The 13,474-nt window shown below is 68.8% G+C and carries 12 protein-coding genes; 5 read left to right on the top strand and 7 right to left on the bottom strand.

What is annotated here, in order from left to right:
• Nucleotides 1-121: 121 nt before the first annotated feature.
• On the bottom strand, nucleotides 122-1,015 hold the full coding sequence (locus tag AC3A4E_RS02730; RefSeq protein ID WP_487630040.1) for a fructose bisphosphate aldolase: 894 nt from the start codon (nucleotides 1,013-1,015) through the stop codon (nucleotides 122-124).
• A gap of 177 nt (nucleotides 1,016-1,192) precedes the next feature.
• Here AC3A4E_RS02730 and AC3A4E_RS02725 point away from each other — a divergent pair, with 177 nt between their 5' ends.
• The 4 genes from AC3A4E_RS02725 (at nucleotide 1,193) to AC3A4E_RS02710 (ending at nucleotide 4,188) form a co-directional block, all read left to right on the top strand.
• Nucleotides 1,193-2,200 carry a methionine ABC transporter ATP-binding protein gene (locus tag AC3A4E_RS02725; RefSeq protein ID WP_487630039.1) on the top strand — a complete coding sequence of 336 codons (1,008 nt, stop codon included), beginning with the start codon at nucleotides 1,193-1,195 and terminating at the stop codon, nucleotides 2,198-2,200.
• Nucleotides 2,197-2,889, top strand: a complete 693-nt coding sequence (locus AC3A4E_RS02720) for a methionine ABC transporter permease (RefSeq protein WP_487630038.1) — start codon at nucleotides 2,197-2,199, stop codon at nucleotides 2,887-2,889. The genes AC3A4E_RS02725 and AC3A4E_RS02720 overlap by 4 nt, the downstream gene beginning before the upstream one ends.
• Nucleotides 2,890-3,016: 127 nt before the next feature.
• The gene (locus AC3A4E_RS02715; protein WP_487630037.1) at nucleotides 3,017-3,820 is read left to right on the top strand and encodes a MetQ/NlpA family ABC transporter substrate-binding protein; all 804 of its coding nucleotides are present in this window, start codon (nucleotides 3,017-3,019) and stop codon (nucleotides 3,818-3,820) included.
• A gap of 2 nt (nucleotides 3,821-3,822) precedes the next feature.
• A complete protein-coding gene (locus tag AC3A4E_RS02710) occupies nucleotides 3,823-4,188 on the top strand; it encodes a hypothetical protein (protein ID WP_487630036.1) in 366 nt (121 codons plus the stop codon).
• A gap of 25 nt (nucleotides 4,189-4,213) precedes the next feature.
• On the opposite strand, the gene mmsB is transcribed toward AC3A4E_RS02710, so the two are convergent.
• The 5 genes from mmsB to AC3A4E_RS02685 form a co-directional block, all read right to left on the bottom strand.
• Nucleotides 4,214-5,101 carry a 3-hydroxyisobutyrate dehydrogenase gene (gene mmsB / locus AC3A4E_RS02705; RefSeq protein ID WP_487630035.1) on the bottom strand — a complete coding sequence of 296 codons (888 nt, stop codon included), beginning with the start codon at nucleotides 5,099-5,101 and terminating at the stop codon, nucleotides 4,214-4,216.
• 102 nt (nucleotides 5,102-5,203) lie between these two features.
• Nucleotides 5,204-6,349 (bottom strand): enoyl-CoA hydratase/isomerase family protein, encoded by a 1,146-nt coding sequence (locus AC3A4E_RS02700; RefSeq protein ID WP_487630034.1) that lies wholly within the window; start codon nucleotides 6,347-6,349, stop codon nucleotides 5,204-5,206.
• Nucleotides 6,346-7,158 (bottom strand): enoyl-CoA hydratase, encoded by an 813-nt coding sequence (locus tag AC3A4E_RS02695; RefSeq protein WP_487630033.1) that lies wholly within the window; start codon nucleotides 7,156-7,158, stop codon nucleotides 6,346-6,348. Before AC3A4E_RS02695 ends, AC3A4E_RS02700 begins: the two co-directional genes overlap by 4 nt.
• Complete coding sequence (locus AC3A4E_RS02690) at nucleotides 7,155-8,324, bottom strand: acyl-CoA dehydrogenase family protein (RefSeq protein ID WP_487630032.1); 1,170 nt, start codon at nucleotides 8,322-8,324, stop codon at nucleotides 7,155-7,157. The genes AC3A4E_RS02695 and AC3A4E_RS02690 overlap by 4 nt, the downstream gene beginning before the upstream one ends.
• Nucleotides 8,325-8,329: 5 nt before the next feature.
• Nucleotides 8,330-9,838, bottom strand: coding sequence for a CoA-acylating methylmalonate-semialdehyde dehydrogenase (locus tag AC3A4E_RS02685; RefSeq protein WP_487630031.1), 1,509 nt, complete (start codon nucleotides 9,836-9,838; stop codon nucleotides 8,330-8,332).
• Between the two features lie 127 nt (nucleotides 9,839-9,965).
• Here AC3A4E_RS02685 and AC3A4E_RS02680 point away from each other — a divergent pair, with 127 nt between their 5' ends.
• Nucleotides 9,966-11,321: a short-chain fatty acyl-CoA regulator family protein gene (locus AC3A4E_RS02680; protein WP_487630030.1), complete on the top strand. Its 1,356-nt coding sequence runs from the start codon at nucleotides 9,966-9,968 to the stop codon at nucleotides 11,319-11,321.
• Nucleotides 11,322-11,507: 186 nt separating this feature from the next.
• Here the strand turns inward: AC3A4E_RS02680 and AC3A4E_RS02675 are convergent, their stop codons facing one another.
• Nucleotides 11,508-13,457, bottom strand: coding sequence for a S9 family peptidase (locus AC3A4E_RS02675; protein WP_487630029.1), 1,950 nt, complete (start codon nucleotides 13,455-13,457; stop codon nucleotides 11,508-11,510).
• Nucleotides 13,458-13,474: the final 17 nt, after the last annotated feature.

The raw sequence follows: 13,474 nt of genomic DNA, 5'->3' as shown, positions 1-13,474 counted from the left end.
AGGCGAGGCACGTCGACATGTCCGTGCGTCGTCCTGGCGACGCCAGGCGACGTCGCCTGTCCGCGGCGACTGCAAGCCGCCAGGCCCCGGCGTGTGCCGGGGCGTGACAACCGGGTGGAACTCAGGCCACGGAAGCCTGATGGATCGACGCGATCGCCTTGTCGAGCGACGCGTTGAACTCGTCATCGCTCTGCTTCGCGCTCAGGCCTTCGGTCAGCGCGCGGCTGAAGCTGGCGACGACGCCCGGGTTCTTTGCCAGACGCGCATTCGCGTCGTCGCGGGCGTAACCGCCCGACAGCGCGACGACCTTCAGCACGCTCGGGTGTTCGACCAGTTCCTGGAAGAAACCGTCGACTTCCGGCAGCGTGAGCTTGAGGATCACCGGCGTCGACGGCGCCACCTTGTCGAGGCGCTCGAGCAGGCCCTGCTTCAGCGTGGTCTCGATGTCGGCCTTGTCGGCGGAGTTGATGTCGACTTCCGGTTCGATGATCGGCACCAGGCCGGCGTCGAGCACCTGCTGGCCGAGTTCGAACTGCTGGTCGAGCACCGCGGCGATGCCGGCGGCGTTGTTCTGCTTGATGACCGAGCGTTCCTTGGTGCCGAACACGCCCTTGGCCTTGGCGCGCGCCAGCAGGTCCGACAGGCCCGGGATCGGCTTGAGCAGCTGCACGCCGTTCGCCTCGTCTTCCAGGCCCTTGTCGATCTTCAGGAACGGCACGACGCCCTTGGTCTTCCACAGGTATTCGGCAGCGCCCTGGCCTTCGAACTGGTCGTCGAGCGTGCGCTCGAACAGGATCGCGCCGAACACGCGTTCACCGGTGAAGGCGGGGCTGGTGACGATGCGGGTACGCATCGCGTGGACGAGACCGAACATTTCCGCGTCGTTCGCGTACTCGGTTTCTTCGATGCCGTAGAGCTTCAGCGCCTTGGGCGTGCTGCCGCCGCTCTGGTCGAGCGCTGCGATGAAGCCCTGGCCCGATTTGATCCTGTCCAGCTGTTCCTGATTGACGGCCACGTGTCTGAGTCCTGTGCGAGCGATGGGAAATCCCTGGCCGGTGATGATACCGCCCCGCTCCCGACGACGCCCCCGCAGGGCCGGGTCGCCACCGCCGGGATGCTGAAACCACACCGTCGAAACGCTGCAGCCACGCCGCCCTGCTAGGCTGCCCGGCCGCCTGCCAGCCCTGTCGCCGTGATCCGTTTCGAAGGCATCCACAAGTCGTTTTCCGCCGCCGGGCGCGAGGCCGTCGCACTGCATCCGCTCGATCTCACGATCGAGGCCGGCGAGGTGTTCGGCATCGTCGGCCATTCCGGCGCGGGCAAATCCACGCTGCTGCGGCTGATCAACGGGCTGGAAACGCCGAGCGGCGGCCGCCTGACCGTTGACGGCCAGCGCCTCGACACGCTCGACGGCGATGGCCTGCGCACCCTGCGCCGGCGCGTGGGCATGATCTTCCAGCACTTCAATCTGCTGTCGGCCAAGACCGTCATCGACAACATCGCGTTTCCGCTGCGCCTGGCCGGCGTGTCGAAAGCGCAGGCGCGCACGCGCGCGCAGGAACTGCTGGTGCGCGTCGGACTCGAAGCGCATCGCGACAAGTACCCGGCGCAGCTCTCGGGTGGCCAGAAGCAGCGCGTCGGCGTGGCGCGTGCACTCACGACCGAGCCGAAGATCCTGCTCTGCGACGAGGCCACCAGCGCGCTCGATCCGCAGACCACCGCCTCGGTGCTGCAGCTGCTCGACGGCATAAACCGCGAACTCGGCCTCACCATCGTGCTGATCACGCATGAGATGGATGTCGTGCGCCGGGTCTGCGACCGCGTCGCGGTGCTCGACGCCGGGCATCTGGTCGAAAGCGGTCCGGTGACCGACGTGTTCCTGCATCCGCAGCATCCGACGACGCGGCGCTTCGTCGCCGAATCCGAAGATGTCGACGAGGCCGCGCAGCACGAAGACATCGCGCATGTCGAAGGCCGCCTGCTGCGCCTGACCTTCACCGGCGATGCGACCTGGCAGCCGCTGCTCGGCCGCGTCGCGCGCGAGACCGGCATCGACTACACGATCCTCTCGGGCCGCATCGATCGCATCAAACGCCTGCCCTATGGGCAGCTGACGCTGGCGGTGACCGGCGACCGCTTCGACGAGGCCGCGCGCCGTTTCGGCGAGGCCGGTGTGCACGTGCAGGAGCTGCCGCGATGAGCACGCCGATGACGAGCACGCCACTGCTGCCCAACGTCGACGCCGGCAAGTGGGTCGAGATCGGCCAGGCCACGGTCGAAACGGTGCTGATGCTCGCCGGCTCGCTGCCGCTGACGCTGCTGATCGGCCTGCCGCTCGGCGTGCTGCTCTACCTCACCGGTCCGCGCCAGCTGCACGCGCGCCCGGTGCTGTATGGCGGTCTGTCGCTGGTGGTGAACCTGCTGCGCTCGGTGCCCTTCATCATCCTGATGATCGTGCTGATCCCGATCACGCTCAAAGCCATGGGCACATCGCTGGGCGTGCGCGGCGCGATCCTGCCGCTGGTGGTCGGCGCCGCGCCGTTCTACGCCCGCCTGGTCGAGACCGCATTGCGTGAGATCGATCGCGGCGTCGTCGAAGCAAGCCTTGCGATGGGCGCGACCACGCGCCAGCTGGTCACGCGCGTGCTGCTGCCCGAAGCGCTGCCCGGCCTGATCGCCGGCGCCACGGTGACGACGATCGCGCTGATCGGCTTCACCGCGATGGGTGGCGCGATCGGGTCCGGCGGGCTCGGTGATCTGGCGTACCGCGATGGCTATCTGCGCTCGCGCACGGATGTCGCGGTGGTCACCGTCGTCGCGTTGCTGGTGATGGTGCAGGTGCTGCAGATGGTCGGCGACCGGCTGGTGGCGCGTTTCAGCCGGCGCTAGCGCAGGAGTCGGGCGGGATCGCGCACCGTCAGCGTCGCCCGCCACCACACACTGATTTCCACGACCGGGGTCGATCCGCGCGCCCACGCCCCGATACTGGTCGACCCCTCGCCTCACCGGATCCGACATGGCCCTGCTGCCCCGACTCGCCACTGCCGCCCTGCTGCTGTCCGCCCTCGCCGGTTGCGGTGGCGACGGATCCGGCGCGAATGGCGAACGTCTGACGATCGCCGCGACCGCGGTGCCGCACGCCGAAATTCTCGAAGTGGTGAAGCCACTGCTCGCCGAGCAGGGCATCGATCTGCAGGTGCGCATCTTCAACGACTACGTGCAGCCCAACGACCAGGTCGTGCAGGGCCAGATCGACGTCAACTATTTCCAGACCGAGCCCTACCTCGACGCGTACAACCGCGACCGTGGCACCGATCTGACGACGCTCGTCGGCGTGCACATCGAACCCTTCGGTGCGTACTCGCGTCGCTATACGTCGCTGGACGCGGTGCCGGAAGGTGCCGACGTGGTGATTCCGAACGACCCGAGCAACAACAGCCGTGCGCTGATCCTGCTGCACCACAGCGGCGTGATCACACTGCGGGATCCGGACGACGCGCTGGCCACGCTGCGCGACATCACCGCGAACCCGAAGAACCTCAAGTTCCGCGAGCTCGACGCCGCGATGCTCCCGCGCGTACTCGACCAGGTGGACCTCGCGCTGATCAACACGAACTACGCGCTCGATGCCGGCCTCGATCCGGGCAAGGACGCGCTGGCGATCGAAGGCAAGGATTCCCCGTACGTGAACTTCCTGGTAGGCCGTCCCGACAAGCGCGACGATCCGCGCGTGCAGAAGCTGATCGCCGCACTGACCGGTGACGAGGTCCGCAGCTTCATCCAGACCAAGTACCGCGACGCGGTGATTCCGGCGTTCTGAGCATGGAGGCGCTGCAGGTCCTGTGCCTGATCTATCCGCTCTACGGCGGGCCGGTGCTGCTGGGTGGCCTGCTGATCTGGTGCGTCGCCCGCAAGCAGATCCGCCTGCAGGGCGCAGACTGGCTGCTTGCAGTGCTGCCCTATGCGGTGTGGGGTGCGATCTCGATCCTGTTCCCTGCCGGCAAGTCACTGGCGAACCTGTACGAGGCCGGGATACTGGGCGGCCTGGTCCTGCTGCTGTTCGCAGCGCGCGTGGCGTTCGCCATTGCCCGCCCGCAACGGGCAGCACGCGCTCCGTCGGCCGCATTGGTCGGCGCCAGCGTTGCGGCGCTGGCCGTCTGGGCACTGGTGCCGACGCTGCCCTGGTAGGCGGCGCCGGCACGGCGTGCCGCGATCAGCCCCGCTGCAGCAGCTTCACCACGCTGGAGAAATCCAGCGCGCCGTTGCCGGCCTGGCTGTTCATCGCATAGAGGTTGCGTGCGAGTTCGCCCAGCGGCACCGCCGCGCCCGTGCCCATTGCCGCTTCGGCGGCCAGACCCAGATCCTTGAGCATCAGGTCGTTGCCGAAGCCGCCGCTGTAGCCGCGGCCGGCCGGTGCGTTCTCCAGCACGCCCGGCCACGGATTGCAGACTTCGGTGGCCCAGCTGCGGCTGGTGCTGACGGCCATCATCTGCGACAGCGTCTTGGGATCCAGACCGTGGGCCACGCCGAGCGCGATCGCTTCGCCGGTCGCGGCCATGATCACGCCCAGCGCCATGTTGTTGCACAGTTTGGCGACCTGGCCGGCGCCCGCCTCGCCCATGTGGAAGATGTTCTTGCCCATCGCTTCGAGGACCGGACGCGCGCGTTCCAGCGCGTCGGTGCTGCCGCCGACGATGAAGGTCAGCGTGCCGGCCTGTGCACCGGCGGTCCCGCCGGACACCGGTGCGTCGATCATCTGCAGGCCGCGCGCCTGCGCCGCCGCTGCGACCTTCTGTGCCGATGCCGGCGCGATCGTGCTGCAGTCGATGACCAGCGCGCCGGCGGGAATGCCCGCCAGCAGACCGTCTTCGCCGAGGTAGAGACCTTCGACGTGGCGGCTGGCCGGCAGCATCGAGATCACCACCTCGGCACCGGTGATCGCGTCGGCGGCATTGCCGGACGCGGTCACGCCGGCGGCGGTCGCGGCTGCCAGTGCGTCGGCGCTGAGATCGAAGGCGCGCACGGCATGACCGGCCTTCGCGAGGTTGGCGGCCATCGGGCCACCCATGTTGCCGAGACCGATGAAGGCGATGCGTGTCATGTGGAGGCTCCGTGTCGCGACTGGCGTGCGCGTGTGGGTGGATGTCACAGGATCTCCGTCATGACCGCGCGGTCGCGGTCATGACGGTCGGTGCGGGACCGGTCAGGTCAGATCGGCCAGAGGATGCGTACCGCCCGGCCACTGCGGCTCGGCGAAGAACGCCTGCGCCCAGGCCGGCGTGGTGGCCGCCAGCGTGGCGGGTTCCCACTTCGGACTGCGGTCCTTGTCGATCAGCAGTGCGCGGATGCCCTCGGCGAAATCGCCGTGCGCGGCGCAATGCAGTGCGGTGATGTATTCGAGCCGGAACGTGTCGGCCAGCGACAGGTCCGCCGCGCGCGCCTGCAGTTCGAAGCCCAGACGCGCCGAGCCCGGCGATCCGGCGGCCAGCGTCTTCTGTGCAGCGCCCAGCCACGCGTCGTCACCGGCATCCAGCGTCGAGATCGCCTCGACGATGTCTTCCAGTCGCGCGTGCGCACACACCGCGGCAACGGTCTGCGCGTGCTGCTGCAGCGGGCCGGCCGGCGCGGGCATGGCGAAGCGCTGCAACAGCGCATCGAGCCGGTCGTGGTCGGCCTTCGCATCGCCGGACCAGTCCGCTGCGGCAAGTGCGGCGAACACGTCGGCGCGACTGGCTTCGGGCAGGTGCACGTCGGCCAGCCGCGCGTGGATGGCGTCGCCCGGTCCCAGCAGCGCACCGGTCAGTGCGAGGAACAGACCCGCACGGTCCGGCACGCGGTGCAGCAACCAGCTGCCACCGACATCCGGGAACAGCCCGACGGTGATCTCCGGGAACGCCAGCTTCGAGCGCTCCGTCACCACGCGGTGGCTGGCGCCCGACATCAGGCCGATACCACCGCCCATGACGATGCCGTGGCCCCAGCACAGGACCGGCTTGGCATAGGTGTGGATGCGATGGTCGAGGCGGTACTCGACCTCGAAGAACTCGGCCGCATACGCGTTGTCGAGCACGTTGTCCGTACCCGCCTCGCGATGCGCGGCCATGCTCTTGTGCAGCGCGTGCAGATCGCCACCGGCGCAGAAGGCCTTCTCGCCCGCGCCCTGCAGCACGACCAGGGCGATGTCATCATCCGACGCCCACGCGACCAGCTGCGCATCGAGCAGGCGCGCCATCTCCAGCGACAGGCCGTTGAGCGTCTTCGCACTGTTGAGCGTGGCAATGCCGAAGCGACGTCCGTCAGCGGCCGGGCGCTCTTCGAACAGCACCACCGGTTCGGCGGCGTCGCTCATGCGTTCTTCCACTCGGGGCTGCGCTTCTCGAGGAACGCAGCGACGCCTTCCTTCTGGTCGGCGGTATCGAACAGTTCGACGAACAGGTCGCGTTCGGCGACCAGACCGGCCGTGGCCGGCTGGCTGCGCGTGGTCTGGATCAGGGTCTTGCAGGCGGCGACGCTGGTCGGGCTCTGCTTGGCCGCCCTGGCGGCCCATTCGAGCGCCTTGGCCTTGGACTCTCCCTTGCCGACCACTTCTTCCACCACGCCGATGCGCAGCGCGGTCGCGGCATCGATGCGCTCGCCCAGCAGGATCATGCGCTTGGCCCAGCCGTCGCCGGCCAGACGGGTGAGGTTCTGGGTGCCACCGGCGCAGGGCAGCAGACCGACGGTCGCTTCGGGCAGCGCCATCTGCGCCTGTTCCTCGGCGATGCGCAGGTCGCAGGCCAGCGCACATTCCAGTCCGCCGCCCATCGCGTAACCGTTGATCGCGGCGATGCTGACCCCGCGGAATGCCGACAGCGCTTCGAAGGCCTCGCCGAAACGGTCGGACGCCTCGCGCGCGATGGCCTTGTCGCCGGAGGCGAACTGCTTGAGGTCGGCGCCGGCGGAGAAGAACTTTTCGCCCTCGCCGGTGATCACCAGCGCGTAGATCGCGCGGTCTTCGTTGAGCACGGCCACCAGGTCGCGCATCGCCGACAGGCTGTCCACCGTCCAGGTGTTGGCCGGCGGGTTCGACAGGGTGACGATGGCCGTATGGCCCTCGACCTCGACCTTCAACCCGGTCCATTCGCGCGTCAGGTAACCCTCGATCACGGCAGTGCTCATCGCAATTCCTCTTCGGTGTTCAACAGGTGGCGCGCAATGATGACGCGCATGATCTCGTTGGTGCCTTCCAGAATCTGGTGCACGCGGCTGTCGCGCAACAGACGTTCGACCGGGTACTCGCGGATGTAGCCGTAGCCGCCATGCAGCTGCAGCGAATCGTTGCAGACCGCGAAGCCCGCATCGGTGGCGAAGCGCTTGGCCATCGCGCACCACACCGTGGCATCGCTGCTGCCGGCGTCGAGCTTGCGGGCGGCGGTGTGCACCATCTGCCGCGCGGCCACCAGTTGCGTGGCCATGTCGGCCAGCTTGAACTGCAACGCCTGGAACTCGCCGATCGCCTTGCCGAACTGCTTGCGCTCGCGCAGGTAGCCACGCGCGGCATCCAGTGCGCCCTGGGCTGCGCCCAGCGAACACGCGGCGATGTTGATGCGGCCGCCATCGAGACCCTTCATCGCGATCCGGAAGCCTTCGCCCTCCGCGCCCAGCAGATGGTCGGCCGGCACGCGCACGGCGGTGAAGCTGATCGTGCGGGTGGGCTGGCTGTTCCAGCCCATCTTCTCTTCCTTCTTGCCGTACTCGATGCCCGGCAGGTCGGCCGGGATCGCGAACGCACTGATGCCCTTCGCGCCTTCGCCGCCCGTGCGCGCCATGACGATCAGCATGTCGGTCGCACCGGCGCCTGAAATGAAAGCCTTGCTGCCGTCGATGACGTACGCGTCGCCATCACGCACCGCGCGTGTCTTCAGCGACGCGGCATCGGAGCCCGCGCCCGGTTCGGTGAGGCAGTACGAGCCCAGCTTCTCGCCGCTCGCCATCGCCGACGCCCACTCGCCGCGCACGCGCTCGCCGGCCCAGCTGGCCAGCATCCACGTCGCCATGTTGTGGATGCTGATGTAGGCCGCGGTGGACGGATCGGCCGCCGAGAGCTCCTCGAAGATCAGCGCCGCATCCAATCGGCTCAGGCCGATGCCGCCGGCGTCTTCGGGCGTGTAGATGCCGCAGAAGCCGAGTTCGCCGGCGCTGGAGATGACCTCGCGCGGAAAGATGCCTTCGGCATCCCAGTGCGCGGCATGCGGGGCCAGCTGCGCGGCGGCGAAGTCGCGCGCCGCTTCGCGGAACGCGGCCTGCTCCTCGGTCAGATCGAGCGGATTGATGACCGCGTCCATGCCGGTCACTTCAGGCTGATCGTGGTGTTGACGCCGTGGCTCAGGGTGTCGTCGTCGAACCAGCGCGCGGTGACCGTCTTGGTCTGCGTGTAGAACATCACCACCTGCTTGCCGTACGGGCCCAGGTCGCCGAGCTTGGACGCGCGCGAGCCGGTGAACGAGAACAGCGGCACCGGCACCGGGATCGGCACGTTGATGCCCACCTGGCCGACGTCGATCTCTTCCTGGAACTTGCGCGCCGCCGCACCCGACTGGGTGAACACCGCGACGCCGTTGCCGTTCGGATTGGCATTGACCAGGGCGATGGCCTCGTCGAGCGTCTCGGCGGCCAGGATCACCAGCACCGGTCCGAAGATTTCCTCGTCGTAGATGCGCATGCCCGGCTTCACGCCGGAGAAGATCGTCGGGCCGACGAAGTTGCCCTTCGTGTAGTCACCGTCGAGCTGCGGCTCGCGGCCGTCGAGTTCCAGCGTCGCGCCTTCTTCCACGCCCGATGCGATCAGCGCTTCGATGCGCTCGCGCGCGGCGCAGGAGATCACCGGACCGACATCGATGCCAGCCTCGGTACCGCCGCCGACCTTGAGGGTCTTGGCCTTGGCGACGAGGTCGGGAATCCAGGCCTGGGCCTCGCCCACCAGCACCGCGGTGCTGGCCGCCATGCAGCGCTGGCCTGCCGCGCCGAAGGCGGCGCCGGCCATCGCGTTGAGGGTCTGCTCCTTGTTGGCGTCGGGCAGCAGGACGGCGTGGTTCTTCGCGCCCATCATGCATTGCACGCGCTTGCCGGCCAGCGAGGCGCGGTTGTAGACGTGGGTGCCGACCTTGGTGGAGCCGACGAACGAGACTGCCTTGATGTCGGCGTGGTCGCAGATCGCGTTCACCACGTCCGGGCCGCCGTGCACGACGTTGAGCACGCCCTTCGGAATACCGGCTTCCAGCGCCAGTTCGACCAGGCGCATCGTGACCAGCGGATCCTGCTCGGACGGCTTGAGCACGAAGGTGTTGCCGGTGGCGATGGCCATCGGGAACATCCACAGCGGGATCATCGCCGGGAAATTGAACGGGGTGATGCCGGCGCACACGCCGAGCGGCTGCAGGATCGAATAGGTGTCGACGCCGTTGGCGACGTTGTTGGCCAGCTCGCCGAGCTGCAGGTTGCCGATCGCGGCCGCGTGCTCGACCACTTCCAGACCGCGGAACACATCGCCCTCGGCGTCGGGCAGGGTCTTGCCCTGCTCGCTGGTCAGGATCGCCGCCAGCTCGGACATGTTTTCGCGGATGAGCTGCTGGTACTTGAGGAAGATCCGTGCGCGCGTGCCGATCGGCGTCTTGCGCCAGGTCTTGAAGGCTTCCTGCGCCGCGGCCACGGCCGCGTCGACTTCAGCGGCGGTCGCGAACGGGACGCGGGCCAGCACGTCCTGCGTGGCCGGATTGACCACATCGCGCCACTCGGTGGTCTTGGACTGGACGAACTCACCGCCGATCAGCAGCGGGACGGAATGGGGGGCGTTCGACATGCCTGGACCTCGGAGCGGAAGTGGATTCGCATTATTCGCAGAACCAGCGGACTGAACCCGCGCGGCGCGCCGCATATCGTGCGAACATCGCAGCGATTCCTGCGAAGCTTGCGAATTTCAACCCGCTATGGCCCGTCCCAAGCGTTTCGTCGGCGCCCGCCTGCGGCGCCTGCGCCAGCAGCACGGCCTCGCCCAGGCCGCGCTGGCTCAGGCCCTGCAGGTGTCGCCGAGCTATCTCAACCAGATCGAGCGCGACCAGCGCCCGCTGACGCCGGCCGTCCAGGCGCGGCTTGAAACCCTGCTCGGGCCACAGCCGGCCCTGTTCGACGGCACCGGCCCGGCGGCGCTGGTCGGCGAGTTGCGCGAAGCTCTGGCCGATCTGGGCGAAGCCGCCGCGACGCCCGAGGAGCTGGAACTGCTGGCAGGCGACCTGCCCGGCATCGCCCGGGTGCTGCTGGACCTGCACCGGCGCCAGCGCGCGATCCGCGAACGCGCCGACGCGCTCGCCGCGCAGCTGGGCGAGGTCGAACTCGCCAGTCCCGACGGCGACCCGGTGCGCGACTACTTCAACCGCCGCCGCAACCATGTCGCCGAACTCGACGACATCGCCGAGGCCGCGTTCCGCGAGCACGGTCTCGTCGCCGGCCAGGTCGCACCGCGACTGCGCCAGCGGCTGTTCGACGCGCACGGCATCACGGTGCAGGTCGGCGACGGTCTCGACGACAAGCGCGCATTCGATCCCGCCACCCGCACGCTGCGCCTGCCCGACTGGCTGCAGCCCGGCCAGCAGGCGTTCCAGATGGCCGCCGAACTGGCGCTGCGCGAACACGGCGCGGTGATCGATGCGCTGGTGGCGCAGGCGGGCTTCAGCGAGCCCGAGCGCATCGCCCAGGCCCGCATCGGCCTGTCCAACTACTACGCCGGCGCGCTGGTGATGCCGTATGGCGCATTCCTCGACGCCGCCGAGGCCGACCGCTACGACATCGACCGCCTCGCCCACCGCTTCGGCGTGGGTTTCGAGGCCGTCTGCCACCGCCTGAGCACGCTCGCCCGCCCCGGCCGTCCCGGCCTGCCGTTCTTCTTCGTCCGCGTCGACCGCGCCGGCAACGTGTCCAAACGCCACTCGGCGACCGACTTCCACTTCTCCCACGTCGGCGGCTCGTGCCCGCTGTGGATCATCTACGACGCCTTCAACCAGCCCGGCCGCGTCCGCACCCAGATCGCCCGCATGCCCGACGGCCGCAGCCACTTCTGGCTGGCGCGCCAGGTCGAAAGCGGCCCGCGGGGCTACGGGCGCCAGCGCAAGACGTTCGCGGTGAGCCTGGGCTGCGACCTGCGGCACGCCGGGCGGCTGGTGTACTCGCGCGGTCTGGATCTGCACGACCTCGCCGACGCCACGCCGATCGGCCCGGGCTGCAAGGTCTGCGAGCGCACGGATTGCGTGCAACGGGCGTTCCCGGCGCTGCGGCTGCTGGGGCGTTAGCGAAGCCGTCGACCGTCCGGTCCACGTGCCGGGCCCGTGCAGCGACGGGCCTGCGCAGAACGCGGAATGGCCAGGGCACGGATGCGTCTAAAGACACGTCCGCCCTGCCCCAGCCTTGGCGCCTGCGTCCGGACCAGAGATGGCCCCACCGTGCCGGCACGGTGAGGCCCACCCCGACCCCGGTAGTTACCTGGACGTATCCAGCAGCGTGTCCTGCCAGAATGTCACGCCGGCCCAGAAGATGTAGTCGCGGTTCTCGCGCTTGTGGAAACCGTGGCCTTCGTTGGTCGCGAGGACATGCCAGGCGCGGCCCCCGTTGGCGCGGACCGCTTCGACGATCTGCTCGGCCTCCGATGCGGGCACACGCGGATCGTTGCCGCCTGTGGCGACGAGCAGCGGCACGCGGATCCGGTCGACGTTGCGCAGCGGCGAGATCTCCGCAAGCTTGGCGCGCTGGTCGGGCTCACGCTCGTCGCCGTACTCCACCCGACGCAGGTCCTGGCGGTAGGGCTGCGTGTTCTCCAGGAACGTCACGAAATCGGAGATCGCCACCGCGCAGCTCGCCGCACGCAACCGGTCGCTGTAGTGGACCGCCGAGGCGTAGCACATGTAGCCGCCGTAGGAGAATCCGTAGACCGCGAAGCGGTCCGCATCCAGCGTCGGATCCTGCGTCAGGGCATCGAGGAAGGCGCCGATGTCGCGCACCGAGTCCTCGCGCTTCCACGGGCCGTTGTCCAGATTGAGGAACCGCGTGCCATACCCCGACGAGCCCCGCACGTTCGGCAGGAAGATCGCGATGCCGAGTTCGTTGACGAGGTAGTTGTCAGTGCCGAGAAACCCGGGGCGGCTCTGCCCCTCGGGGCCGCCGTGGATGTCGACGATCAGCGGCCGCTTGCCGGGGAACCGGTCCGGGTCGGGCCGGTAGAGGAAGCCCGACATCGACTCGCCATCGAAGCTGTCGATCTCGACCAGTTCGGGCGCCCGGTTGCGCGACAGGTCCAGTCCGCCGGCTTCGCTCGCCGTCCAGCGGCGCACCGCCAGCGTGTCCGGATCCACCGAGAACGCATCACCCGGCACATCGGCCGCCGACATGCTCAGGCCGATCTCGCCCCAGGGCGCGATCTGCAGCGGCTGGCCGAAGCTCCAGTGCAGTACACCGGCAGGCAGGCCCTCGACAGTGCGCACCGTACCGTCCGCCGGGTCGAGCACGCGCAGCCGCGACACGCCTGCTTCGTTGATCGCGTAGGCGACGAAGCGTCCGTCCGGTGCGATCGCGTAGTCGGTGACGTCCCAGCGCGTCTCCGGACTGCGTGCGGTGAATGCACCCGTCCGGGGATCGAGCTGACCCAGGCGCACGAAATCCGCATCCCGGTTCGACAGCACCCAGATGCCGCCATCACTGGCGTAATGCGCGTCGGCCCAGGACACCGCCTCGTCGGGGTCGGTCAGGTGCCGCAGACGGCCGTCGGCAAGCGTGATCTCGGCGACCACGGCATGGTTGATCGAGCGGCGGTTGATCGCCAGCGCCGTGCGGCCGTCGGGCGAGAAGTCGCTGATGTTCCAGCCGCCGCCACTGACCTTGGCCACCAGACGATCGGTCGACGGATCGCGCGGGTCGATCACGTACAGATCGGCGTCGGTGCCGTTGCGGCGGGTCGACGAATAGCCCAGCCAGCGCCCGTCACGGCTCCACGCACCGAACCAGTTGCGGCTTTTACCGTCGGTGAGCAGGCTCAGGCGGCCCGCGTCGAGCCGGTAGAGCTGGTAGAACTCGTCGCCGCCGACATCCTTCTGCACCACCAGCGCCGGACTGCCGGCCGGTGCATACGTCGCGAAGGGCGTGGGCTCGTTCTCGAAGCTGATCTGGCGACGCGCGCCATCGGGCCGCGCCACCTGGAACAACTGGTCGGTACTGCCGAAGCGGGTCTTGACCAGCATCGAGCGGTCGACCGGGTTCCAGCCCAGGAAGCCGGCGCTGCGGAACTCCAGGTAGGGCCGGCTCTGCGCGGCGATGTCGTCGGAAATCTCGGGTACGCCGTCGGCCACCACCGCTGCCGGGACTGCGACGGCCGCTTGCGCGGCCATCGCTGCCACCGACAGGGCAAGGCCGAAGAGCGCACGGGTCGTGATCTTCATGTCTTGTCTCCGGATGA

This window comes from Luteimonas sp. Soil_N_1 (assembly GCF_057656255.1).
The sequence above is the reverse complement of the archived record's forward strand: the minus strand, read 5'-3'. Positions and strand labels throughout refer to the sequence as shown.